The organism is Glutamicibacter sp. BS14 (genome assembly GCF_056934375.1).
The window spans coordinates 3,166,559-3,188,787 of the sequence record NZ_CM167801.1; the positions used below are offsets into that span (position 1 = coordinate 3,166,559).

Consider the following 22,229-nt stretch of genomic DNA (forward strand, 5'->3'; position numbering starts at 1 on the left):
CTCATCTAGTCGCCTTGTCGGGATATCCCAGATCAAGTGTAGTCCTCAACCTGTCCAACCCGGGCATGGCGACAAAGCAAAATGCCCTGCCGCTTCCCGATCATCAGGAGAGCAGCAGGGCATCTGGCAGGCCAAAAGCCTAGCGCTGGGACGCGCCGAACTTCTCGGTAGCCGCAGCCACCGCCGCGGCACGAGCCTCGGACGCCTCGTCGGCGGTCAGGGTGCGGTCGGCGGCACGGAACCTCAGGCCGAAGGCCAACGACTTCTTGCCGTCTTCGATGCCCTGGCCCTGGTACACGTCGAACAGCGCGATGTCTTCGAGCAGTTCACCGGCGCCTTCGCGAAGGGCGGCAAGCACATCTCCAGCCACGACGTCCTGGTCGACAACCAAGGCCACGTCCTGGGTAGCCAGCGGCTGGGCGGACAGGTGCTGCTGGGCAACAACCACTGCAGGTGCAGCAGCCATCAGTGCGGCAGCATTCAGTTCCATGGCCACGGTACGTGCTGGCAGGTCCTGGTCCTTGAGCAGCTGCGGGTGCAGTTCACCGGCGTAGCCAACGACCTGCCCGGAAACCTTCAGTACTGCAACACGGCCCGGGTGGAAGGCCTGGTGGCTGCCCTGGGCAACCTCAAGCTCAACGCCGAGGACATCTGCCGCGCAGTGCGCCGCATCCAGCGCGTCGGCCCAGTCCCAGGCACGCGGTGCGAAGCCGGCCGCAGCCGATGCTTCGCGGCCGGTGAGAACCGCGGCCAGGTGCCATGGCTGGTCAGGGACGCCGTTGAGCAGCTCGGCCAGGACCTCATCGCTTGGCTTTTCACCTAGCGGAGGCAGAACCGAGGAGCCCAGCTGCGTACCTGGCAGGAAGACGAGGCCTCCTTCATACAGCGCCAGGTCGCGGAAGCCACGGCCGATGTTGCGGCGAGCGGTTTCCAGCAAGCCCGGCAGCAGCGAGGTGCGCAGGAAGCGGAATTCCTTGGAAATCGGGTTGGCCAGCGAAATGGCCTTGACCTCGGTACCGGCTTGCGCAGCACCAAAGGTGCTGTTCTGCGCTTCGGAAACGAACGGGTAGTTCAAGACCTCGGTCAGCCCTGCATCTGCCAAGCCCTGCAGCAGGCGGCGGCGCTGGGACTGGGCGCGGGTCAGGCCACGGCCCGGAGGGGCCACAGGCAAGGTCGCCGGGATCTTGTCATAGCCGACTACGCGGGCTACTTCCTCGACCAGGTCTTCCTTGATGTCCAAATCCGGGCGCCAGCTTGGTGCGGTGACCAGGAAGCCCTCGGCGTTCTGCTCAACGCTCGCGCCGATGCCTTCCAGCGCGGTGATGGTCTGCTCATCGGTGTAGTTCACGCCGATCAGGGCTCCAGCGAAACCTGCCGGCAGCTGGATCTGGGTGTCGGCAGGAATCTGGCCCGCGTCGGTGGCCTTGGTGGTTTCGGTGCCGCCGGCCAGCTGCACCAGCAGGTCCACGGCACGCTGGGCCGCGATCTGCATGATGCGTGGGTCCACGCCGCGCTCGAAGCGCTTGGAGGCTTCGGAAGGCAGCTTGTGGCGACGGCGCGAACGGCCGATGGACACGGTGTCGAAGTGAGCGGCTTCGATCAGCACGCGGCTGGTCGAATCCGAGACCTCGGTGGCCGCGCCGCCCATGACGCCGGCAACGCCAATGGCGCCGGACTCATCGGTGATCAGCAGGTCCTCGACCGACAGCTCGCGTTCCTTGGCATCCAAGGTCACCAGCTTTTCGCCGGCGTTGGCGCGGCGTACGGTGATCGCACCGGCCAGCTTGTCAGCATCGTAGAAGTGCAGTGGCGCGCCGAGTTCCAGCATGACGTAGTTGGAGATATCGACTACCAGCGAGATCGAGCGCATGCCGGCCAGCTGCAGGCGCGAAGCCATCCAGCGCGGGGTCGGGAGGCTCGGGTTGATGCCGGTGACCTCGCGGGTCACGAAGCGGGTGCAGCCCGGTACGCCGTAGATCGGCGCTTCGTCGCGGAGCACTACCTCATGGCCGGCTTCGGTGGCTTCCGAAACGGTCACGATCGATGCGGGATCGGTGAAGGAGGTGCCGGTGGCCAGCGCGTATTCGCGCGCTACGCCGCGGATCGAGAAGCAGTAGCCGCGGTCCGGGGTCACGTTAATCTCCGCCGCCTGGTCATCCAGGCCGAAGAGCTCGAAGACGTCGGTGCCCAGTTCCGGGTCCAGGCCCAGCTTGGACAGGACCATGATGCCGTCGTGGTCTTCGCCGATGCCCAGCTCGCGGGAGGAAGCGATCATGCCCGCCGAGGTGTGGCCGTAGGTCTTGCGCGGCGAGATCTTGAAGTCCCCTGGCAGCACGGCGCCGGGCAGGGTGACAACGACCTTGTCGCCTTCCACGAAGTTGTGCGCACCGCACACGATCCCCTGCACGCCCGAGGGGTCGATGCCCTTGCCGGTCAGGGTCTGCTCGGCGCCTTCTGGAACCACGCGAACCTGGCACCAGTTGATGGTCTTGCCATTGGAGGCAACTTCTTTTTCCAGGGAAATCACCTGGCCGACCACGATGGGGCCCGAGAGCTCATCGCTTGGACGGTGGACATCTTCTTCTTCGAGGCCGACCTTGACCAGGTCTGCCATGACGTCTTCAGCCGATGCGTCGGCTGGTACCTGCGCGTACTCGCGCAGCCAAGATAGTGGAATACGCATTGCTTAGATCTCCATCCCGAAGTGCTGGCTGAAACGGATGTCGCCCTCGATCATGTCGTGCATGTCTGGGACATCGTTGCGGAACATGAGCGTGCGCTCGATGCCCATGCCGAAGGCGAAGCCGGAGTACTCTTCGGGATCAATGCCAGCTGCGCGCAACACGTTCGGGTTGATCATGCCGCAGCCGCCCCACTCGATCCAGCGCGGTCCGCCCTTGGCACCTGGGTGCCAGATGTCCAGCTCTGCCGATGGCTCGGTGAACGGGAAGTAGGCAGGGCGCAGGCGGATCTGCGCTTCGGCGCCGAACATCTGCCGGGCGAAGTGCTCCAGGGTGCCGCGCAGGTCGGCCATGGTCAGGCCCTTGTCCACGGCCAGGCCTTCGAACTGGTGGAAAACCGGGGTGTGGGTGGCATCGAGCTCATCGGTGCGGAAGGTGCGCCCAGGGCACAGCACGTAGACCGGCACATCGCGCTCGAGCATCGAGCGGACCTGCACCGGAGAGGTGTGGGTACGCAGCACCAGGTGCGCGTCGGCAGGCTCCACGAAGAAGGTGTCCTGCATTTCGCGGGCAGGATGGTCCGGCTTGAAGTTCAGCGCGTCGAAGTTGAACCATTCGGATTCGACTTCCGGGCCCTCGGCGATTTCCCAGCCCATGCCGACGAAGATGTCGGATACACGGTCCTGCAGGACCGAAAGCGGGTGGCGGGCGCCAACGCTGCGGCGGCGGGCGGCCGCGGTGACATCCACGGTTTCTTCGACCAGGATGCGGGCGGCTTCGGCTTCTTCGAGCACGGTGGTGCGGGCAGCCAGGGCCTTGTTGACCCGTCCGCGGGCACCGCCGACGAGCTTGCCGGCAACAGCCTTCTGGGTCTTGTCCAGCTTGCCGATCTGGCGGTTGGCCAGGGACAGCGCGGACTTCTCGCCGGTGTGGGCCAGGCGCGCTTCCTTCAGCTCGTTCAGGTCGCCAGCGGCCTGGATGGCTGTCAGGGCGGCGTCGACCGCGCCCTGGATGCCGGCTTCATCGGTTGGGTGCGGAACATTGGACTCCCCGACAGGAGCTTGTTCAGTTGTCTGATCAGACATGGGATCGATCGATCCTTACTCTTATCTTGTACTTACGCGTAGAACACTTTGCTTCCATTCTATGGCTAAGGGCCCGTGATCGTTTCACCGATGACGGGCCCTTGGCGTGAAGCTTCTTACCTTGAAGCAGGATTGCTGCTCATTAACGCGATTCCTTGGCACCCCTTGGCGCGAAAGCGGCAACGAAGACGAAGGTCAAAACCAGCAGCGCCCCGCCGAATACGGCGGAGTAGAACATGGTGTGGTCGACCTTGGCGGTGGCCTGGTAGGCGGCGGCGCCCTTGATCATGTCGAAGGTGACGGTGTGGTGCTCGACGGAACCCGGGGTGTGCGAGGTGACTGCGCCGGGGAAGGTGACGTGCAGGTTCGCTTCGGTGAAGGAAGAATCCACGGTGGCTTTGTCGCCCGGCATCGAGAAGGAGTATTCCTTCCCGTCATCGCCCAGGTTGATCTCGAATCCGAAGACGCGGAATGCGTCAGCCAGCTGGACGTAGGTCATCGGGCTGGTGGTTTCAAAGCGCAGGCCGACGTTTTCGCCATCATCGATGTTGCTGTAGCTCCACTGGTCCCCCAGCTGCTGTTCCATCATTTCGATGTCGATCTGGCTCTCGAGGACTTCTTCAAAGCTGACGCCATTGAGCGTCGACTTGTGCAGGGTCAACTGCACGGCCCCGGCGACCTTGTCTTTGCCCAAGACGTTGACTTCTGCGTTCATGTTGACGCAACCAGAAAGTGCTAGGACGGCGGCGAAGGCCAGAGCGATAACGCTCATAAATCGCTTCACGAAAAGTGCTCCTCAAAATATCGGCTATAGGCACAGTGCCAGAAGTTGGCGCGGTAATAAGCTTACGGGTGTTTAGCGCTGCGCCCCGGCACGTGCCTGGGCCAGGCATGCCGCCACGATCGGCGCATCGGCCGGAATCCACGGGACGACGGCGGACAGCGAGTCATCGAGTTCCAGCCAGGCCAGCTGGTCATGCCCGTCCAGGGTCGCTGGCTCGCCCTCGGTGATCTGGGCGAACCACATGCGCATGGCAGCCTTCTCGTTCAGCTGCCACCCTTGGGGATGCGGGCCTGGGATGGGCGCGCCAAGACGCATCTGCACCCCGAGTTCCTCGCGCAGCTCGCGGTGCACGGCCTGGACTTCGCTCTCGCCGGGTTCGACTTTTCCACCGGGGAATTCCCAGAGCCCGGCAAGGGCTTGAGGGCGGTTGCGGCGCGCGGCCAGGAGCCTGGTGGGCCGGGCCAGGTCATCGACGATGGCCACGGCAACAATTTGCTTGAGTTCAGCTTCCATGGGAGTCCAGTGCGCTCCGATTCGCTGAGCGCTGGGCGCGGGCCGAAGCGTACAGGCAGACGGTGGATGCGGTACCCACGTTCAGGGATTCGGCAACACCGTAGAGCGGCACGGCCACGCGGTAGTCGGCGGCGTCCTTCTCGTGCTCCTCCAGCCCCTGGCCTTCATTGCCGAACAGCCACAGGGTTGGCGCTTCCAGCACCGGCTGTGCTTCTGGCGCTTCGGTGCCTGGCTGGCTTGCACGCAGCACGGCGGCATCCTGCAGGGTGTCCAGGTTGTGCGCCGCATAGCCGTCGGCGGCCAGGATCTGGCTTCCGGTGGTCTTCGCGGCGGCGACCAGGTGGTCGAATTCGATGTTGTTCAGCACCGGTACGTGGAACAGCGAGCCGGCGGTGGAGCGCACGGCCTTCGGATTGTAGATATCCACGCTGCCCTTGGTCAGGATCACCGCATCGGCTCCGGCGGCATCGGCGGCACGCAGGATGGTGCCGGCATTGCCCGGGTCCTGGATGCGGCAGAGCACGGCGATCAGCTTCGGCTTGGTGTCCAGCACCTCGCTCAGCTGCGGCTGGGACATGGCGACCACGGCAAGAATGCCCTGCGGGGTCTGGGTGTCAGCCATGGCGTGCAGCACTTCGCCGGTGACGATGCGGGTTGGAACCTTGGCGCTATCGAGCAGCTGCACGAATTCTTCGTGGCTCTCCAGAAAGCCGCCGACAACATAGACGCCCTGGACCAGGTTGTCGTCCTCCAGATGGGCCCTGAGTGCTTCGCGTACCGCCTGCGGGCCCTCAACGAGGTATTCGCCGGTGGCTTCGCGCCCCTTGCTCTTGGCCAGACGCGCGATGGCCTTGACTCGTTCGGCGCGTGGATTGGACATCACTTCTGGAGGAAAACTGCTCATGTCTCGAGAATACCGGTAGAAACACGCAAAGGGCGGGTCCGCGCTGTGCGCGGGACCCACCCTTCGGTGTGATCTGTCCTACCTGAGCCTCAGCTCAAAGGGAGAAGAGATTTACTTCATCTGCTGACGGGATTCGCCGCCAGCTGGTTCGAAGCCTGCAGCCTTGGCAGCTTCGATGGAGTTGAACCAGAACTCGGCTTCGGTCTGGTCGTACCAGGTCGAGCCTGGAACGTGGTACTTGTTCGAGCCGGCGTTGCCCTTGATGATGAAGCCCTCAGGTGCGTCTTCGCCTTCAACGGCCTTGACTACGCCTTCGCCCTCGACGGACTTGGCAGCAGCCTTTGGAGCCTTGGCAGCCTTAGGTGCAGCAACCTCAGCAGCGGCAGCCTTTGGGGCGTTGACGTCAGCTGGAAGTGCATCCTTGGCAAGCTTTACCAGGGTAGCGAAAGCGTTCGAGTCCGAAACAGCCAGCTCTGCGAGCATACGACGGTCAACCTCGATCTGAGCAGCCTTCAGGCCCTGGATCAGACGGTTGTAGGTCATGCCGTTGGCGCGGGATGCAGCGTTGATGCGCTGGATCCACAGGCGGCGGAAGTCGCCCTTGCGCTTACGGCGGTCGTTGAAGCTGTAAACGAACGAGTGGAGCAGCTGCTCCTTGGCCTTACGGTACAGGCGCGAACGCTGACCGCGGTAACCCTTTGCGCGTTCCAGAACGACGCGACGCTTCTTGTGGGCGTTTACTGCCCGCTTCACACGTGCCACGTGTGTACTCCTTCAAGTCAGTTCCCCAGTGCCCGCGATTTTGCGGGATGGGTGAAATCTATGGGTGGTGGGGTATTGCTTCCCCGTATTGCGAAAGGGAGAGCTTAGAGGCCCAGCATCCGCTTGATGGTCTTTACATCGGCCTTAGCGACGATCTGGTCAGAAGCCAGGCGACGGGTAACGCGCGAGGACTTGTGCTCCAGGTAGTGGCGACGGTTGGCCTGCTGGCGAGCGAGCTTACCGCTACCGGTGAGCTTGAAGCGCTTCTTGGCGCCACTGTGAGTCTTGAACTTCGGCATAGCTGCCGTTCTCCTTACGTGCTCCACCCGGTAAAGCACCGGGTGGGGATCATCCGAAGCGGGCCCCGATAAAGGTGACCGCTGTTGTTCTCTTGTAGTTGGACCTTCCCGGAAGAAGATCCTTCACCGTGAACGGTGACGGGCTCGAAAGCCCAACAGGCTTGGCTAGGCGTCGCCTTCAGCTGCCTGACGTGCCTGCTCCAACTTGGCGCGGGCTTCATCATCCATGGAAGCTGCGACATTCTGGCCCTCGGTCTCAGCCGGCGCGTCGGTGCGGATCTTTCGCTTGGCCGCGCTGCGGCCACCCGACTTCTGCTGCTGTTCGCGGCGAGCCTCTGCCTTGTTCTTCAGCGGACCAACAACCATGACCATGTTTCGGCCATCGATGCGCGGGCTGGATTCAATGATTCCAACTTCGGCGACGTCTGCTGCAAACTTTTCAAGCAAGCGAATGCCCATCTCTGGACGCTGCTGCTCACGACCACGGAACTGGATCATGGCCTTGACCTTGTCGCCGGCGCCCAGGAAGCGCAGTGCGTGGCCGACCTTGGTCTCGTAGTCGTGGGTGTCGATCTTCAGGCGGAAGCGGACTTCCTTCAAGACCGTGTTGGTCTGGTTCTTACGAGCTTCGCGAGCCTTGACAGCGGCTTCGTACTTGTACTTGCCGAAATCCATCAATTTGCACACTGGAGGCTTGGCGCTGGGTGCCACCTCGACCAAGTCCAGATCGGACTCTAGAGCAAGACGAAGCGCGTCCTCGATACGGACGATGCCTACCTGCTCGCCATTAGGGCCGACGAGACGTACCTCTGGCACGCGAATGCGCTCATTAATGCGTGGATCGCTGATGTGTCACTCCTGAAATTCGTAATCCATGACCGCAAACAAAGAAGGCCCCCGTCTGCGATTGCAGGCGAAGGCCAAAAAGAACGACAAAGCCGAACACGGGATTGCTCCTGCGTAAGCGCTTGGGGAATGCATTGCTGCAATCCTGCCGAAATACCCGGAAGCCTGGAAACGGCGACAGCGGGTGGGAGTTGGCCTCCACTTGCATGGCTCAATACTAGTACGAATCCCTCATCCAGTGCTAGCTGGAGAACTGCGAGAAGTACCGGCATCGAGTCGGTCTGTGACAAGCTTAGCAGTATGACTAACGAAGACACCAACTCGCACCAGCACGCTGTCGACCAGCAGGTGCGCGATATCGCAGAAGTTGCAGCCGTTGAAATCATCACCACGGCCGCCGTCCACCTGATGAGTGCAGCAGCAGTCAAGTGCGGACTTGCAGAGGGCGAAGATGCCAATGAGCTGAAGGATCTCGATGAGGCCCGCAAGCTGATCACCGCACTGGCAGGCCTAGTCACCGCCGGTGCGCCTGAGATCGGCTCGCAGCACGCAGCGCCTTTGCGTGACGGCCTGCGCAGCCTGCAGCTGGCCTTCCGCGAAGCTTCAATCATCCCGGATGCACCAGGCAAGGGCCCGGGCGAGAAGTTCACCGGACCGGTCAACTAGGTAATATTGGTTGAATTTTAAGAGATTAACATCATGGACTCGTTTCCCCAGGGAAACGGGTCCATTTGTTGTTTGGATCACCAAGCTAGGTTGGAATCATGCAGATGCTCGAACAACCAGTGATCGACGCCGGTGCTTTCCGGCTCCGCCCCTTCCAGCCCAGCGACATTCCTGCCGTGAGGCAGGCCTCCACGGACCCCTACATTACGCAAATCACCACGGTCCCGGCGCAAGGAACTGAAGCCGGCTATGCGGCATTCATCGAGCGCCAGCACCGCCGGGTGGCCGAGGGCAGCGGGTATTCATTTGCCATAGCCGAAACGGCCACGGATCGTGCCGTTGGGCAAATCGGCTTGTGGCTGCGCAATGCCGACCACGGCAGGGCCAGCATCGGATACTGGATCGCACCGGAGCACCGCAGGCGCGGCATTGCCAAGCACGCGTTGGCTGCGCTCGGCGCCTGGGCATTGGAGCATCCGGGAATCGACCGGATCGAGCTCTACGTGGAGCCGTGGAACGAGGGGTCGTGGCGGGCCGCTGAAGCGTGCGGCTTCCAGCGTGAAGGCTTGCTGCGCAGCTGGGAACAGGTGGGCACCGCACGCAGGGACATGTACATGTACTCGCGGCTCAGGGCAGCTCCACCAGCCTAGGCGATCGTTTCCAGGCGACGGCGGCGGGCGCGGCGAACGCGGCGGCGGATCTGCTGCGCAATCAAGGCAATCACCACGACCACTGCAGCCATGGCGCCGATGCCAAGGAAGGCCGGGGCGGGTCCGAGGTTGTCGACGAATATGCCGGTGATCGGCGATCCCAACGCGGTGCCAGCGGTCATCGCAGAGCCATACCAGCCCATGGCTTCGCCGCGACGCTTTTCGGCCACCAAGTCGGTGAGCCACTCAGAGGCCGCCGACAGCGTCGGCGCGCACAGGAAGCCGGGGAGTGCGGAGAACAGCGCCAATGACCAGGTATCCCACGCGAAGTACATGGGGATCGTCAGCACGGCCATGCTCAGCAGCAGCACCAGTGGAGAAATAACCCGCTTCATCGACCCGTAGATCAGGCCGCCGACCAGCGAAGCTCCGCACCAGAAGAAGAACACCAGACCCAGCTGGTGGCTCTGCGCCGACGCGTCCAATTCGGCCACGATGGCCACTTCTGTGCCGGTGAGCAGCATGCCTGCTCCGGCCGCGGCAATGAATACTGCCAGGACCGAAGCGCTGACCCAGTTGAAACGGTTCTTGAAGTTGCGGCCACGCTGCTTGATGCGGGCGCGGGCAGACTTCATGCCGGCTGCGATCAGCTCGCCCTCGACTTCGGGTACACCCATCGGCGCGGCCGCAATGAAGCTGGCCTCCGCCCCCAAGCGTTCCTCGTGCACGTTGGCCCGCGAGGCGATCGCCTTGGGATCATCGCTGCGCGTTGGCGGATTCAGGATCATCAGCGCCAACCCGGCAACCGTCGAGGTCACGCCGATGACGCTCAATCCAATGACGCTGCTGATCTGGGTGGCGACAATGCCGGCGCTTGCAGGTCCGACGATGAACACCAGTTCGGTGGCGGTGGCATCCAAGGCGAAGGCGGTACGGCGTTGTTCGCCGGTGGTCATGATGCCCAGCGCGGTACGCACCACTGAGAAGACCGGTAGCGCGAAGAGTCCGCCGATGAAGGCCAGCGGGTACACCCAGACCAGTGGAACATGCGGCACCGTGCACCAGACGAGTGTTTCGACGATCACCGATGGGATCATCGCGCGGCGCAATCCCCAGACATCTACGCGGGCACCGCGCCACGGGGCGCCAATGGCGATGCCCAAGGTCATGACGGCCGTGACCAGACCGGCCGAAACCCAGGATTGGCCGAGGTTGTTCACCAGATGCAGGAGCAGCAGCATGCTCAATGCGGAGTGCGGAAGTCGGGCAATCATGCCAATCAGCAACAAAAGTGAGATCTGCGGTTGACGCAAAATCTGCCAATAGCTTTTCATGCCCGGAAAGTTCCTTGTCTGGTCGAAAGGAGCCCGCCGGTTTAGTTCGGCGCGCTGTGCAAACTGAGTTCGAGGGAATCCACTGCTTCAGCGAATTCGGTGTTTTGGGACAAACGTCCGTGGATTGCGCGAGTCGTCTCGCGAGCGTCGTTCTCGCTCGTTCCGGGAGCAAAAACAAACTGCAAGTTCAGTTCCGGTCCGGGACCTCCGCCAAGGACCACTTGCCCGTCCTTGCTGCGTGAGCCGACTCCCCTGCCCGGGGCAACCTTGACGGTCTGCAACTGGCCAAAGCCTTCGGTTGCATCCTGCACTAGGTTGGCGATCTGCTGGTTCTGATAACTCGGAATCCAGTCGATCTGCTTGGCCAGGTTCCAGACCCCCGGTCGTCGAAGCACGAAGGTGAATTCGCTTCCGGGATCGAGTACCAGCAGCTGGCATTCCTCGCTGACTGCCGAGAGGGCCGCCCGCGGGGCGTAAACCGCCACTGGTCGAGCTTCCTTGTGCCAAGCCTGCAATCGTTCGACGGTCGTGAAGATCGGCAGGGCCATGCGGCCATCTGGAGCCTTGATTTTCACCAGCGCCATATCGGCTTCCTTGTCGGATGCGAAGCCGTGTTCCGTCATGGCTTCTTCGCCGAGCTGGGCTACCACCGCAACGAAAACGCGTGCCTCGGACAAGGATTTATGCACCTCGCCCTCCCCTGCGCTGCCATCGCGCAAGGCCGCCAGTGCGGCAACGACGTTGGCGTCGGCCTTGCCGTCGTCCTTGTCGAAATTATGCAGGGGGTTGCCTTCACCGCTCAGGTCCCGGCCTTCCCAGTCCTGACCGGCAGAGTCGGTGCTAGAGCCTGCCTGCGCCAGTGCAGCGACAATATGTCCCGGCAGGTGGCGTTTGGGTGCAGATTCAGGTTGCTCGGTACTCATAGCTCCATGCTATCGGTGGTTTCGGGGTTGTTGGAGGGAAGTTTCAAAACTGCAGTCATGAGCTTGGACACCCCTATCCGATGATTTCAGATTTCTTTCCCAGCACCTGCGCGCAGTCGCGGGCCCGAGGAGGGAAAGACCGGGATCCGCTTTCACGAATAAAAAAAGACGATTCAAAAGCGCGAGCTTCTGAATCGTCTTTCCCTGCTGCAGCATGGGGCCTAGCGGCGACCTGCTACATCGAGCGCTTCTTGCAAGGTGAATTGGCCCGAGTACAGCGCCTTGCCCATGATGGCTCCTTCGATGCCTTCTGGAACCAGCTCGCGCAAGACCCGGAGGTCTTCGAGCGAGGAGATGCCGCCCGAGGCGACAATCGGCTTGCTGGTCTTGGCAGCGATTTCGCGCAATAGTTCAACGTTCGGTCCGCGCAGGGTGCCGTCCTTGGTCACGTCGGTGACGACGTATCGGGCGCATCCGGCATCTTCGAGGCGGGCCAGAACGTCCCACAGGTCGCCTCCGTCCTTGGTCCAGCCGTGGCCGGACAAGGTGGTTCCGCGCACGTCCATGCCCACGGCGATCTTGTCGCCGTGGCGGGCAATGGCCTGCTTGGTCCATTCCGGGTTCTCCAGCGCGGCGGTTCCGAGGTTGACGCGGGTAGCGCCGAATTCCAGGGCCCGGTCAAGTGAAGCGTCATCGCGGATACCGCCGGAGAGCTCGACCTTGATATCCAGTTCCTTGGCAATGCGCTGGACAATCTCAACATTGCTGCCACGGTCAAAGGCTGCGTCCAGGTCGACCAGGTGCAGCCATTCAGCGCCGGCGTTCTGCCAGGAGAGCGCAGCTTCCAGCGGGTCGCCGTATCCGGTCTCGGAACCGGCTTCGCCCTGGACCAGGCGCACTGCCTGTCCGCCAGCGATATCTACTGCAGGCAAAAGTTCGAGGATTGGTTGCTCGCTCATGATGTCCTTAGTGAAGAAGTAATGTGATTAGTAGGTCAAGGACCAGGCTGCGATCAGGCTCAGGCCTGCAAGTACCCACAGCGCGATGATCCATGAGATATGGGCCTTCTGGCTCTTCAGCGAAATGGCTCCGCCAATCAGGAAGGCCCCGACAACGCCCAGAATAAGGGTCCACATGCCTAGAGCGTCCCCAACCAGTTGCGAAGCAGCTGCGCGCCAGCGTCCCCGGACTTCTCCGGGTGGAACTGCACTGCCGATAGCGGGCCGTTCTCGACGGCGGCCACGAAGGGCGTTCCGTGCGTCGACCAGGTCACCTGTGGCGGGGTCATCGCTGGCTGGGTTACGTCGAATTCCCACTTCTGAACAGCGTAGGAGTGCACGAAGTAGAAACGTTCACCCTCGATGCCGGCGAACAGCTTGGATCCTTCCGGCGGGCGTACCGTGTTCCAGCCCATGTGCGGGATGACATCCGACTGCAGGCGTTCAACCTTGCCCGGCCATTCGCCAATGCCTTCGGTTTTCACACCGTGTTCCACGCCTTCTTCAAAGAAGACCTGGTGTCCCACGCAGATACCCAAAACCGGCAGGCCCCCGGCAATGCGGCGACCGATCCAGCGCAGGGAACCGGTTTTGGCCAGCTGCTCCATGACCGAGGCGTAGGCGCCAACACCGGGGACTACCAGGCCGTCGGCGGCCACGATCTTCTTCGGATCTGCGGTCAGTTCCACTTCGGCACCGGCGGCTTCCAAAGCGCGCACAGCGGAGCGGACGTTGCCGGACCCATAATCCAGGACAACTACTGTTTTCTTTTCCACTTACAGTGCACCCTTCGTGGATGGGATCTTGTCGCCCATGCGCTCATCGCGCTCTACCGCTTCGCGCAATGCGCGCGCGAAGGACTTGAACTGCGCTTCAACGATGTGGTGCGGGTCGCGACCCGAGAGCACCTCGATGTGAGCACAGATCTGTGCGTGGAAAGTGATGGCTTCGAAGACGTGACGGGTCATCGAACCGGTGAAGTGACCACCGATCAGGTGGTATTCCTGGCCCGCAGGCTCGCCGGAGTGCACGAGGTATGGCCGGCCCGACACATCGACTACCGAACGGGACAGGGCTTCGTCCAGTGGAGCGTAGGAGGTGCCGAAGCGGCGGATGCCGGCCTTGTTGCCCAGTGCCACGCGCAGTACTTCGCCAATGGTGATCGCGGTGTCCTCGACGGTGTGGTGAACGTCGATGTGGGTATCGCCGGTTGCACGCACGGTGAGATCGATGAGCGAATGCTTGGATAGCGCAGTCAGCATGTGGTCGTAGAACGGCACCGAGGTGCTGATCTCAGAGACACCGGTGCCATCGAGGTCCAGTTCAACGAATACGGACGATTCGCTGGTCACGCGTTCCATGCGGGCGCGACGTGCGCCAATCAATTCGGCAGACATGTCTTCCTTCGCTTGTCTTTGATTACTTCTGCGAGCCGAGCAGTTCGGCAAGTCGTTCCAAGAAGGCTGTGGTTTCCGATTCGGTTCCTGCCGTAACACGCAAGGTTCCCGGGATTCCATTGTCGCGGATGATGATGCCGGCTTCCAACAGGCCTTCCCAAATCTTGTGGGGGTCTTCGACGCCACCGAAGAAGACGAAGTTGGAGTCGGAGACCGATGGCTTGAGGCCAAGTTCCTTCAGGCGCGCGACGATGCGGTCCCGCTGGGACTTGATGTCCTCGACCTGGGCCAACAGCAACTCGATGTTCTTCAAGGCCGCGATGGCGGTTGCCTGGGTCACTGCCGACAGGTGGTACGGCAGTCGCACCAAGCGGATGGCATCGGTGACTTCTGGCGCAGCGGCCAGGTAGCCTACGCGCGCACCGGCCAGGCCGAAAGCCTTGGACATGGTGCGCGAGACAATCAGCCGCTGGCGGCCTTCGAGCAGGCTCAGCGCCGAGGTGGTGCTGGCCAAGGAGAACTCGGCGTACGCCTCATCCACGATCACCATGCCGTTATGCTCGCTCATGGCTTCATATACCGCGGTGATGACGTCCAGGCCAAGGGCCGTGCCGGTGGGGTTATTCGGAGAGCAGAGGAAAACGATGTTCGGCTTGTGCTCGCGAACCTGTGCGGCTGCGGAATCGGCGGACAACGTGAAATCTGCGGCGCGTTCACCGGCGATATATTTCGTGTCAGTACCACTGGCAAGCAGCGGGTACATGGAGTAGGTTGGGCCGAAGCTCATCACGGCACGGCCGGGGCCGCCAAAGGCTTGCAGGATTTGCTGCAGGATTTCATTGGAACCGTTAGCGGCCCAGATATTGTCCTTGGTGAGCGAGTGGCCGAGGTAATCGGCTAGGAGTTCGCGAAGCTCGGTGAACTCGCGGTCCGGATACCGGTTCAACATTGCCGCCGCCTTGGCCACCTCTTGTGCAATGGCATCGACGACTGTCGGTGGCAACGGATGGGTGTTCTCGTTGACGTTCAGCTGGATGGGCACGTCAATTTGTGGTGCGCCATAAGGGGATAGCCCGCGGAGATTCTCACGCAAGGGCAGCTGACTCAAAAGTTCACTGCGGTCATTCACGCATCAAGTCTACGTGCGCAGCGCGCCTGCCGGTGAATCCGCTACGGCCACAGGTAACAAACTCGAAGCAGGCTGGGGAAGCTAGCCGGCAAGGACCGGAATCGACAAGGTTTCGCCAACCTGGATTTCGCTGCCGGTCAGGGCATTGAGTTCGGCGATGTGGCCCACTGCCGAGGTCACGTCGTAACCGGTGGCGTAATCCCGGGCCAGGCTCCACAGCGTATCCCCTGGAATAACGGTGACATCAACGGTTCCGACTCCAACAGGAGTATCGGCTGCGGCATGCGCGTCAGAGGCAAACATGGAGATGAAGAAAGCTGCGGCGATGGTGAGTGCGAAAATGGGCATACCCACAAGCACGGCCCATCCGCGACGGTTGATGCGGATCTTCAGTGGTGCCTGGGTCTGATTTGAGTCAAGTGCGACGGTTGCCATGACTTTGTCTCCTCAAGAAATTCAAGTGATGCGAATTTGTATTCGAAAGCGTAGATTCGAAAACTTATTCGAACCTCGTATATCTGTTCTAACAGAGGTTTGCGGAACTTGTCCAGAAGTTTTCGAACAAATCTTTGAAAGAAGCTCGCTTATCTACTAAGATTTCGAAGTAGACGAGCAATGAAAACATCTCACCATCTAGCGCCGACAGTTTGGACTTACGAACTTTCGAATGATTGCTAGGGAAGGCAAAATCTCATGTCAGCTTCACAACGCACTCCCCGATCGAATGCACGTTCGCTGACGATTCGCCAAAAGAAGATCCTGGAGACGATCCAGCGGTCAATCGGCAAGAACGGTTATCCACCATCGATGCGTGAGATTGGTGACGCAGTAGGGCTCAAGAGCCTTTCGAGCGTCACCCACCAGCTGAGCCAGCTGGAAAAGCTCGGCTATATCCGTCGAGATCCACGCCGTCCGCGCGCAATGGAAATCCTGCTGCCTCTGCAGCTGGCCGAAGACGCCGAGAAGGCCGAAGTTTCGAAGCCGGTCGAGCCAGATGCCAGCGAAGACGCCAAGATCATTGAATTGAGCACTTCCGCTGACACCACCATGGTTCCCCTGGTTGGCCGTATCGCTGCCGGCGGTCCGATCCTTGCCGAACAGTCCGTCGAAGATGTTTTCTCGTTGCCTCGTCAGCTCGTAGGCCACGGCGAACTGTTCATGCTCAAGGTTTCCGGCGATTCAATGGTTGACGCTGCGATTTGCGATGGCGACTGGGTAGTTGTCCGCCGCCAGCAGACGGCGGACAACGGCGACATCGTAGCTGCCCTGCTCGATGAAGAAGCCACGGTAAAGACTTTCCGGCAGCGTGACGGGCATACCTGGCTGCTTCCGCAGAACTCGCGCTACGAACCAATTTTGGGTGATGCCGCAACGATCATGGGACGCGTCGTCTCGGTGATGCGCTCGCTCTAGAATACGTACGGTCATTGCGCCGGTGCTTGGCACCAGCGCAATTCTCGTTTAACCCGCTATTGGCCGGCGTTCAGCTCGAATTGAGCGGCCGCCGAGAAGATCATCCAGCGTTGGATTGCCGCCGAAAGCCGGCGTGGTTCCTGGTCAGCCAGATGGCGCGCCGTTGCCATGACCAGCCTCCTGGCCTGCTCCCGGCTCCGGGCTTCTATGCGGACATCATTACCGGCGAGGGCCAGATATCGGCAGAGTATCCCCGCGAACAGGTTGCCGTCTCCCCCGCTGTTGAACGAGAGGACCCCGGCAGCAGTTGACAGCGATTTCGTGGTGGCATCGATCAGTACTTTAGCGTGAGCCAGATCAGCAGGCTCGCCAAGCTCAAGCAATGCCCCGAGCACCAGGCCCTGGTTATAGGTGTAGACCGCTGGTTCCACGGCGTGTCCCTGCGTGGTCAACCGAAGTCCGTCCAGATACAGTCCTCGCTCCACGCTGAACAGATTCTTTTCCAGCCACTGGAGAAGCTCTCGCGCGGTCTCTTTCTCCCCGGTACGGGCAAAGAACAGTGCCGCCGGCGCGTTGGCTGGCGTGTTCTTGAAATCCCGCTTTCTGGACCAGTACAGGCCGCCGTCCAGCACCCCATCCATGCCGGCATGGAGCTGCCGTCCCAGCGTCCGAACTGCCGCCTCGGCAGGACGGCTCCTGTGTCCCGTCACCAGCTGCGTGAACTCTGACAGGCGGCCGCTGGCCAGGGCAAGCCAAGCCATGTCGTCGAAGAAGTAGTTGGGCAAGATCCCGAAGTTTCGAATTCGAATGCCGCGCAATAGGCCGTTGGCCCGGGCAAGCGCTTCGCGCGCCCGGTGTTCGTTGCCTTCGTCCCAGTACGATCGGCCCTCATCGATGATGGCATCCAGATAGTGCGCCTGCCACCAATAGTTCCACTCCGCAAGCGGGTGCGCGAAACCATTGAGATTGCTGAGCATGCTTCCGTCGCGCAACCGATGCGCTTTGCTGTAGCTCTGTCCAATCCACGTTCCGGGCAACCCCATGAGGCGATGCCCGAACCGCTGGTGGGTGTCGATCGCGGCTTGGTGCGCCAATTCCTGCATGGACTCCATGGTGCCTTCCGATTCGAGCTTCATCAGTTCTTGTCACAGACCTTAGTGCATCTGGAAGCATCATGCTGGTACCGGTTAAAGAACTTGAGCTGTCCCGAAGGACAGCTCAAGTTCATACTCTGGCCGCGGCTATTTCCCGCCCGGGTTCAATCGCTTGAGAACACCAGTGATGACCTTCTTATCGACAGTCGGCCACATCGGCGGCAGGGTAGCTTTCAAGAAGCTGCCGTACCGCGCCGTGGCCATGCGCGAATCAAGGATCGCCACAACGCCCTTATCCCCGACCGAACGAATCAAGCGCCCAGCACCCTGGGCCAGGCGAATCGCCGCATGGGTGGCGGCAACCTGCATGAAGCCATTTCCGCCATGCTTGGCCACGTCCTCGGAACGGGCCTTGGAGATAGGATCATCCGGGCGCGGGAAAGGAATCTTGTCGATGATGACCAGCCGGCAAGAATCGCCTGGCACGTCCACGCCCTGCCACAAGGTCATGGTTCCAAACAGGCAGGTGTCGCGTTCGCTGCTGAACTGTTCGACCAGCGACTTCATGCTGGCTTCACCCTGGCACAAGATTTCCACGTCCAGGCGCTCGCGCAAGATGCTTGCCGCTTCCTCGGCGGAACGCTTGGAAGTGAACAGCGCCAAGGCGCCGCCACCGGAGGCCTTGATGAGATCTTCGATCTCATCCAGCGTCTCCGCCGCCAGTTGGCGTCCTGGCTTGGGCAGGTGCTTGGCCACGTAGAGGATGCCCTGCTTGGGGTAATCGAAAGGGCTGCCAACATCTACGCCGGTCCATGATGGAGCGCCGGCGCCCATCAGGCCCAAGGAGCCTGCTACCGAGTCGAACTGCGAGCCAATGGCCAAGGTGGCGCTGGTCAATACGACCGTGCGCCCGTCGAAGAGGCCCTCGCGCAACTTGCCGGCCACCGACAACGGTGCCACGTTCAAGGTTGCAGGCTGGCTCTCATCGGCCTCGACGTAGCCCCGGCCTTCGACAAACTCCCGCGGACGGGTGGTGTACAGGACCTCGCGGCGTTCTTCGGATTCGAGCATGCGAATCGCATCATCCATCACTGCCTGCAGCTGGGAGCGGGCAGTCTGGCGGCCGCCATCGGCCGGTGCATTGGCTTCGGGCTTGGACAGCGCCAGAGCCAGCCGGGCCTGCTCCACGATGTCGTTCAGGGCAATGCCCATGTCTTCGCGCAGACCATGTTCCAGCAAGCCTGTCGGCAACCCGGTCAACGACTTTTCCAGGCGGTTTGCGGCCTTGACCATCTCATCCGCATTGATACCGCAATGGCGCTTGGCACCGCCAGCGGCGGTAAGCACCATGCGCGAGGAGAGCGCGCCCGAAACCGAGCTGGTCACGCGATCTTGCAGTTCGTGGGCCTCATCGATGATCGCGACTTCGAAGTCCGGGAGAACCGAAAGCCCCTCGAAGGCCGAAACCGCCAGCAACGCATGGTTCGTAATGACCACGTCGGACTCGGCGGCACGGGCACGCGCCATTTCCGAGAAGCATTCGTCCGCCATCGGGCACTTCTGCGAGCCGAGGCACTCCATGGCCGAAACCGAGACCTGCTTCCAAGCCTTGTCACTAACCCCGGGCACCAGTTCATCGCGGTCACCCGTGTCGGTCTCTTCGGCCCATTCACGCAGTTTCATTACTTCGCTAGCCAGCGGCGAGTAAGTTGTGCCGGCAGGTATTGCCGGCTCGTCCATGGAAAAAAGAGTGCCTTCGTCATCCGGGTATCCGCCGCCGAGCTTGTACTGGCACAGGTAGTTCGAGCGCCCCTTGAGCAGCGCGACATCCATCGGGCGCGAGAGCTTGCCCTTGAGCGAGTCGAGTAATCGCGGTACGTCACGGCCGACAATCTGCGATTGCAGCGCCAATGTCGCGGTGGAGACGATCACTGGCTTGGCGCTGGTTTGCGCGTGGGCCAGTGCCGGAATCAGGTAGCCCATGGACTTGCCCGTTCCGGTACCGGCCTGCACCAGCAAATGCTTTTCGTCTTCCAACGCGCTGACCACGTGCTTGACCATTTCCTGCTGGCCGGTGCGCATGGCGCCGCCCATGGAAGTGACCGCGGCCTCCAGGAGCCCCAGGGCCTGCTCTTGCTTATCCATGAAGGTTGAAGGTCTCCAACTCTGCAGCAAAGGAATCGCGCACCTTGACGATCAGCCGGGTGCCCTCCTCCAGGTGTTCGCTTTCCAGGATCTCGGATTCGCTCTGGTGCAGCTTGGCGATCAAATCCCCCCGGTTGTAGGGAATGAGTAGCTCAAGCTGGACTCCGGGGCGTGGAATCGAGGAACTGATCTTTTCCAGCAGCTCCTGGATGCCTTCACCGGTATGCGCAGAGACAACCACAGTGTTGGATTCCTTGTTGCGGATGCGTTCGATAACGAACGGATCAGCCACATCAGCCTTATTCACCACGATGATCTCTGGGATGTTCAACGCGTCGACTTCGCCGAGCACGGTGCGCACGGCCTGGATCTGCCCTTCGGGATCCGGATGGGACCCGTCAACGACGTGCAGGATGAGATCCGAATCGGCGATTTCCTCCAAAGTGGAACGGAAGGCTTCCACCAGCTGGGTCGGAAGGTTGGAAACGAATCCCACGGTATCGGCCAGGGTGTAGGTCAGCCCGTCTTCGGTCGCCGACTGGCGAACGGTCGGGTCCAGGGTAGCGAACAGCGCGTTCTCCACCAGCACACCGGCGTTGGTCAGTCGGTTAAGCAGCGATGACTTGCCAGCGTTGGTGTAGCCGGCAATGGCTACGGCCGGAACCTCATTGCGCTTGCGGTTGGCACGCTTGGCTTCGCGCGCAGGCTTCATGGCCTTGATCTCGCGGCGCAGCTTCGCCATGCGGTCGCGAATGCGGCGGCGGTCCATTTCAATCTTGGTTTCACCCGGTCCACGCGAACCGATACCGCCACCGGCGGCACCCACGCGGCCACCGGCCTGGCGGGACATCGATTCTCCCCAACCGCGAAGGCGCGGCAGCAGGTATTCGAGCTGGGCCAGTTCAACCTGCGCCTTGCCCTCTCGCGACTGGGCATGCTGCGCAAAGATATCCAGGATCAGGCTGGTGCGGTCGATCACCTTGACCTTGACGATATCCTCCAAGGCGCGACGCTGCGAAGGAGCCAGCTCTGCATCGACAACCACGGTATCGGCGCCAGTGGAAGCAACAATTCCGCGCAGCTCTTCAGCCTTGCCCGAGCCGAGGAAAGTCGATGGGTCCGGCTTGCTGCGACGCTGCACCAGCCCGTCCAGGACCTCCGAGCCGGCGGTCTCTGCCAAAGCGGCGAGCTCACGCAGAGAATTCTCGGCGTCGGTGACGGTGCCGTCGCTCCAGATGCCAGCCAGCACGACGCGTTCCAGGCGCAGCTGGCGGTACTCGACTTCGGTGACGTCTTCCAGTTCCGTGGACAGGCCTGCGACGCGGCGCAGCGCACGGCGGTCGTCCAAATCTTCCTGGTCCCCGTCGAAATGGGTGAGGCCGGAGGAAAAACGGTTCAGTGCAGAGGCTTGCCCGGCGAAGATGGAACTCTCTTCTTCGCCGAAGTGCTGGACCTGCGGGCTCTGCGCATCGTCGGCTGCGAGGATTCGATCGATGGCGGCCTGGATCTGGGCATCATCCATAGATGCCGAATCGTGCTCGTGTGACTCGGAGTTAGTCATGGTCTCCTTAGAAGTACTTCGCTTTCCAGAATAGTGCGGGTGGGCCCCACTTTGCGACGTGGCGCGTTCAGTTTCGGTTGGTTCATCAAACATTCGTGGTCCTTTGCAAGGAGTAAAGGTCTATGAGCAGACAGGTGAATGCATGGTTACCGGTGAGCAAAGGCGAATGCGGGGTTCCAAAAAGAAGAACTGCCAAGAAGGGGAAATGACTTTGCTGTCTGCTGATTCATGCAGGTGGGCGCGCAAGAAGTGCACGGCCAGCTCGTGGAATCGCGGGTAACCAAGAGGATTACGTATTAGACGAAAATGAAAGTCATAGGGAAAACTCTATCAGTGATATCGTGTCGTGCCTATATCGCTTTGCTCACGTTGGAGACCCTGTTCTTTGGGGTAACCGTACTGGGCGATAAACTTTGCCTATGACCTCGGATCACTACTTCACCGCCAGCCCGGCCTCGGCAGACGAACGTCGCACCATCGAAGTCGAGCTCAATGGCTCGCTGCGCAAAGTGCAGACGGCCTCCGGCATTTTCTCCCCTGCCGGGCTGGATAAGGGCACAGCGGTATTGCTGCAGTACGTGCCGGCCCCTCGCGGACGCATCCTGGATATCGGGTGCGGCTGGGGGCCCATCACCTTGGCCGCTGCCGAGCAGTCCCCGCAGTCCGAGGTCTACGGCGTCGACGTCAATGAGCGTTCCATCGATCTGGCCCGCTTGAACGCCACGGCGTTGGGCTTGTCCAACGTTGTTGTCGGCACTCCTGAATCCGTGGATCCGAACCTGGAATTCGACACCATCTGGTCCAACCCGCCCATTCGCATCGGCAAGGATGCCCTGCATGAGCTGCTGATGCTGTGGTTGCCCCGTTTGGCGCCGGGCGGCGAGGCCTGGATGGTGGTGCAGAAGAACCTTGGCAGTGACTCGTTGCAGAAGTGGCTGGTTGAGCAGCTTCCCTCGGAGTGGAAGATCACCCGCGAAGCGACCGCCAAGGCCTTCCGCGTGCTGAAGGTAGCGCGCCCGGCCTAGAGGACCGAAGGCAAACCGCA

General features: G+C 61.5%; 23 protein-coding genes. 4 read left to right on the forward strand and 19 right to left on the reverse strand.

Annotation, left to right across the window (positions count from 1 at the left end):
• Nucleotides 1-139 precede the first annotated feature (139 nt).
• The 8 genes from pheT to infC form a co-directional block, all read right to left on the reverse strand.
• Entirely contained in the window at nt 140-2,683 is a 2,544-nt protein-coding gene (pheT, locus tag AC1Z36_RS14965; RefSeq protein ID WP_483561433.1) for a phenylalanine--tRNA ligase subunit beta, read from the reverse strand.
• A gap of 3 nt (nt 2,684-2,686) precedes the next feature.
• Nucleotides 2,687-3,766 (reverse strand): phenylalanine--tRNA ligase subunit alpha, encoded by a 1,080-nt coding sequence (gene pheS / locus AC1Z36_RS14970; RefSeq protein WP_483561434.1) that lies wholly within the window; start codon nt 3,764-3,766, stop codon nt 2,687-2,689.
• Nucleotides 3,767-3,908: 142 nt separating this feature from the next.
• Entirely contained in the window at nt 3,909-4,550 is a 642-nt protein-coding gene (locus AC1Z36_RS14975; RefSeq protein WP_483561435.1) for an LppM family (lipo)protein, read from the reverse strand.
• Between the two features lie 72 nt (nt 4,551-4,622).
• Entirely contained in the window at nt 4,623-5,063 is a 441-nt protein-coding gene (locus AC1Z36_RS14980; RefSeq protein WP_133832948.1) for a (deoxy)nucleoside triphosphate pyrophosphohydrolase, read from the reverse strand.
• Entirely contained in the window at nt 5,053-5,967 is a 915-nt protein-coding gene (locus AC1Z36_RS14985) for a TrmH family RNA methyltransferase (protein WP_133832949.1), read from the reverse strand. Before AC1Z36_RS14985 ends, AC1Z36_RS14980 begins: the two co-directional genes overlap by 11 nt.
• Before the next feature lie 111 nt (nt 5,968-6,078).
• The gene (gene rplT / locus AC1Z36_RS14990; RefSeq protein WP_105658148.1) at nt 6,079-6,729 is read right to left on the reverse strand and encodes a 50S ribosomal protein L20, sunset domain variant; all 651 of its coding nucleotides are present in this window, start codon (nt 6,727-6,729) and stop codon (nt 6,079-6,081) included.
• A gap of 104 nt (nt 6,730-6,833) precedes the next feature.
• On the reverse strand, nt 6,834-7,028 hold the full coding sequence (gene rpmI / locus AC1Z36_RS14995; RefSeq protein ID WP_013348480.1) for a 50S ribosomal protein L35: 195 nt from the start codon (nt 7,026-7,028) through the stop codon (nt 6,834-6,836).
• 165 nt (nt 7,029-7,193) lie between these two features.
• Nucleotides 7,194-7,844, reverse strand: coding sequence for a translation initiation factor IF-3 (gene infC, locus AC1Z36_RS15000; RefSeq protein ID WP_388023856.1), 651 nt, complete (start codon nt 7,842-7,844; stop codon nt 7,194-7,196).
• 330 nt (nt 7,845-8,174) lie between these two features.
• Between infC and AC1Z36_RS15005 the strand changes: the two genes are divergently transcribed.
• Together AC1Z36_RS15005 and AC1Z36_RS15010 are read left to right on the forward strand one after the other, a co-directional pair.
• Nucleotides 8,175-8,540 (forward strand): DUF1844 domain-containing protein, encoded by a 366-nt coding sequence (locus AC1Z36_RS15005; RefSeq protein ID WP_013348478.1) that lies wholly within the window; start codon nt 8,175-8,177, stop codon nt 8,538-8,540.
• A 104-nt stretch (nt 8,541-8,644) separates the two neighbouring features.
• Nucleotides 8,645-9,190: a GNAT family N-acetyltransferase gene (locus AC1Z36_RS15010; RefSeq protein ID WP_286134277.1), complete on the forward strand. Its 546-nt coding sequence runs from the start codon at nt 8,645-8,647 to the stop codon at nt 9,188-9,190.
• Here the strand turns inward: AC1Z36_RS15010 and AC1Z36_RS15015 are convergent.
• The 8 genes from AC1Z36_RS15015 to AC1Z36_RS15050 all read right to left on the reverse strand — a co-directional run bounded on the left by AC1Z36_RS15015 (nt 9,187) and on the right by AC1Z36_RS15050 (nt 15,406).
• Nucleotides 9,187-10,524 (reverse strand): MFS transporter, encoded by a 1,338-nt coding sequence (locus AC1Z36_RS15015; RefSeq protein WP_105658151.1) that lies wholly within the window; start codon nt 10,522-10,524, stop codon nt 9,187-9,189. The two genes, AC1Z36_RS15010 and AC1Z36_RS15015, sit on opposite strands and share 4 nt — an antisense overlap.
• A gap of 41 nt (nt 10,525-10,565) precedes the next feature.
• Nucleotides 10,566-11,447 carry an SseB family protein gene (locus AC1Z36_RS15020; RefSeq protein ID WP_105658152.1) on the reverse strand — a complete coding sequence of 294 codons (882 nt, stop codon included), beginning with the start codon at nt 11,445-11,447 and terminating at the stop codon, nt 10,566-10,568.
• A gap of 221 nt (nt 11,448-11,668) precedes the next feature.
• Nucleotides 11,669-12,406, reverse strand: coding sequence for a bifunctional 1-(5-phosphoribosyl)-5-((5-phosphoribosylamino)methylideneamino)imidazole-4-carboxamide isomerase/phosphoribosylanthranilate isomerase PriA (priA, locus tag AC1Z36_RS15025; protein ID WP_105658153.1), 738 nt, complete (start codon nt 12,404-12,406; stop codon nt 11,669-11,671).
• A gap of 27 nt (nt 12,407-12,433) precedes the next feature.
• A complete protein-coding gene (locus AC1Z36_RS15030; RefSeq protein WP_166650645.1) occupies nt 12,434-12,583 on the reverse strand; it encodes a hypothetical protein in 150 nt (49 codons plus the stop codon).
• 2 nt (nt 12,584-12,585) lie between these two features.
• Nucleotides 12,586-13,221: an imidazole glycerol phosphate synthase subunit HisH gene (gene hisH / locus AC1Z36_RS15035; RefSeq protein WP_105658154.1), complete on the reverse strand. Its 636-nt coding sequence runs from the start codon at nt 13,219-13,221 to the stop codon at nt 12,586-12,588.
• Nucleotides 13,222-13,842 carry an imidazoleglycerol-phosphate dehydratase HisB gene (gene hisB / locus AC1Z36_RS15040; protein ID WP_013348471.1) on the reverse strand — a complete coding sequence of 207 codons (621 nt, stop codon included), beginning with the start codon at nt 13,840-13,842 and terminating at the stop codon, nt 13,222-13,224.
• Between the two features lie 22 nt (nt 13,843-13,864).
• Entirely contained in the window at nt 13,865-14,971 is a 1,107-nt protein-coding gene (locus AC1Z36_RS15045; RefSeq protein ID WP_105658155.1) for a histidinol-phosphate transaminase, read from the reverse strand.
• 81 nt (nt 14,972-15,052) lie between these two features.
• Nucleotides 15,053-15,406: a LysM peptidoglycan-binding domain-containing protein gene (locus AC1Z36_RS15050; RefSeq protein ID WP_105658156.1), complete on the reverse strand. Its 354-nt coding sequence runs from the start codon at nt 15,404-15,406 to the stop codon at nt 15,053-15,055.
• A 258-nt stretch (nt 15,407-15,664) separates the two neighbouring features.
• Here AC1Z36_RS15050 and lexA point away from each other — a divergent pair, with 258 nt between their 5' ends.
• On the forward strand, nt 15,665-16,384 hold the full coding sequence (gene lexA, locus AC1Z36_RS15055; protein ID WP_105658157.1) for a transcriptional repressor LexA: 720 nt from the start codon (nt 15,665-15,667) through the stop codon (nt 16,382-16,384).
• Nucleotides 16,385-16,440: 56 nt separating this feature from the next.
• Here lexA and AC1Z36_RS15060 read toward each other — a convergent pair whose 3' ends face one another.
• From AC1Z36_RS15060 to hflX, 3 genes are all read right to left on the reverse strand, one after another.
• A complete protein-coding gene (locus AC1Z36_RS15060; protein ID WP_133832952.1) occupies nt 16,441-17,520 on the reverse strand; it encodes a glycoside hydrolase family 76 protein in 1,080 nt (359 codons plus the stop codon).
• Between the two features lie 105 nt (nt 17,521-17,625).
• Nucleotides 17,626-19,623 (reverse strand): ATP-dependent DNA helicase, encoded by a 1,998-nt coding sequence (locus tag AC1Z36_RS15065; protein ID WP_105658159.1) that lies wholly within the window; start codon nt 19,621-19,623, stop codon nt 17,626-17,628.
• Complete coding sequence (gene hflX / locus AC1Z36_RS15070; RefSeq protein ID WP_483561436.1) at nt 19,616-21,184, reverse strand: GTPase HflX; 1,569 nt, start codon at nt 21,182-21,184, stop codon at nt 19,616-19,618. The genes AC1Z36_RS15065 and hflX overlap by 8 nt, the downstream gene beginning before the upstream one ends.
• A 419-nt stretch (nt 21,185-21,603) precedes the next feature.
• Between hflX and AC1Z36_RS15075 the strand changes: the two genes are divergently transcribed.
• Nucleotides 21,604-22,209, forward strand: coding sequence for a class I SAM-dependent methyltransferase (locus tag AC1Z36_RS15075; protein WP_105658161.1), 606 nt, complete (start codon nt 21,604-21,606; stop codon nt 22,207-22,209).
• The last annotated feature ends 20 nt before the right edge of the window (nt 22,210-22,229 follow it).

Coding starts and splice junctions, on each gene's coding strand:
- pheT (WP_483561433.1), bottom strand. CDS start 2,683: ATGCGTATTCCACTATCTTGGCTGCGCGAGTACGCGCAGGTACCAGCC.
- pheS (WP_483561434.1), bottom strand. CDS start 3,766: ATGTCTGATCAGACAACTGAACAAGCTCCTGTCGGGGAGTCCAATGTT.
- AC1Z36_RS14980 (WP_133832948.1), bottom strand. CDS start 5,063: ATGGAAGCTGAACTCAAGCAAATTGTTGCCGTGGCCATCGTCGATGAC.
- AC1Z36_RS14985 (WP_133832949.1), bottom strand. CDS start 5,967: ATGAGCAGTTTTCCTCCAGAAGTGATGTCCAATCCACGCGCCGAACGA.
- rpmI (WP_013348480.1), bottom strand. CDS start 7,028: ATGCCGAAGTTCAAGACTCACAGTGGCGCCAAGAAGCGCTTCAAGCTC.
- AC1Z36_RS15005 (WP_013348478.1), top strand. CDS start 8,175: ATGACTAACGAAGACACCAACTCGCACCAGCACGCTGTCGACCAGCAG.
- AC1Z36_RS15010 (WP_286134277.1), top strand. CDS start 8,645: ATGCTCGAACAACCAGTGATCGACGCCGGTGCTTTCCGGCTCCGCCCC.
- AC1Z36_RS15015 (WP_105658151.1), bottom strand. CDS start 10,524: ATGAAAAGCTATTGGCAGATTTTGCGTCAACCGCAGATCTCACTTTTG.
- AC1Z36_RS15020 (WP_105658152.1), bottom strand. CDS start 11,447: ATGAGTACCGAGCAACCTGAATCTGCACCCAAACGCCACCTGCCGGGA.
- priA (WP_105658153.1), bottom strand. CDS start 12,406: ATGAGCGAGCAACCAATCCTCGAACTTTTGCCTGCAGTAGATATCGCT.
- AC1Z36_RS15030 (WP_166650645.1), bottom strand. CDS start 12,583: ATGTGGACCCTTATTCTGGGCGTTGTCGGGGCCTTCCTGATTGGCGGA.
- hisB (WP_013348471.1), bottom strand. CDS start 13,842: ATGTCTGCCGAATTGATTGGCGCACGTCGCGCCCGCATGGAACGCGTG.
- AC1Z36_RS15050 (WP_105658156.1), bottom strand. CDS start 15,406: ATGGCAACCGTCGCACTTGACTCAAATCAGACCCAGGCACCACTGAAG.
- lexA (WP_105658157.1), top strand. CDS start 15,665: ATGTCAGCTTCACAACGCACTCCCCGATCGAATGCACGTTCGCTGACG.
- AC1Z36_RS15060 (WP_133832952.1), bottom strand. CDS start 17,520: ATGAAGCTCGAATCGGAAGGCACCATGGAGTCCATGCAGGAATTGGCG.
- AC1Z36_RS15065 (WP_105658159.1), bottom strand. CDS start 19,623: ATGGATAAGCAAGAGCAGGCCCTGGGGCTCCTGGAGGCCGCGGTCACT.
- hflX (WP_483561436.1), bottom strand. CDS start 21,184: ATGACTAACTCCGAGTCACACGAGCACGATTCGGCATCTATGGATGAT.
- AC1Z36_RS15075 (WP_105658161.1), top strand. CDS start 21,604: ATGACCTCGGATCACTACTTCACCGCCAGCCCGGCCTCGGCAGACGAA.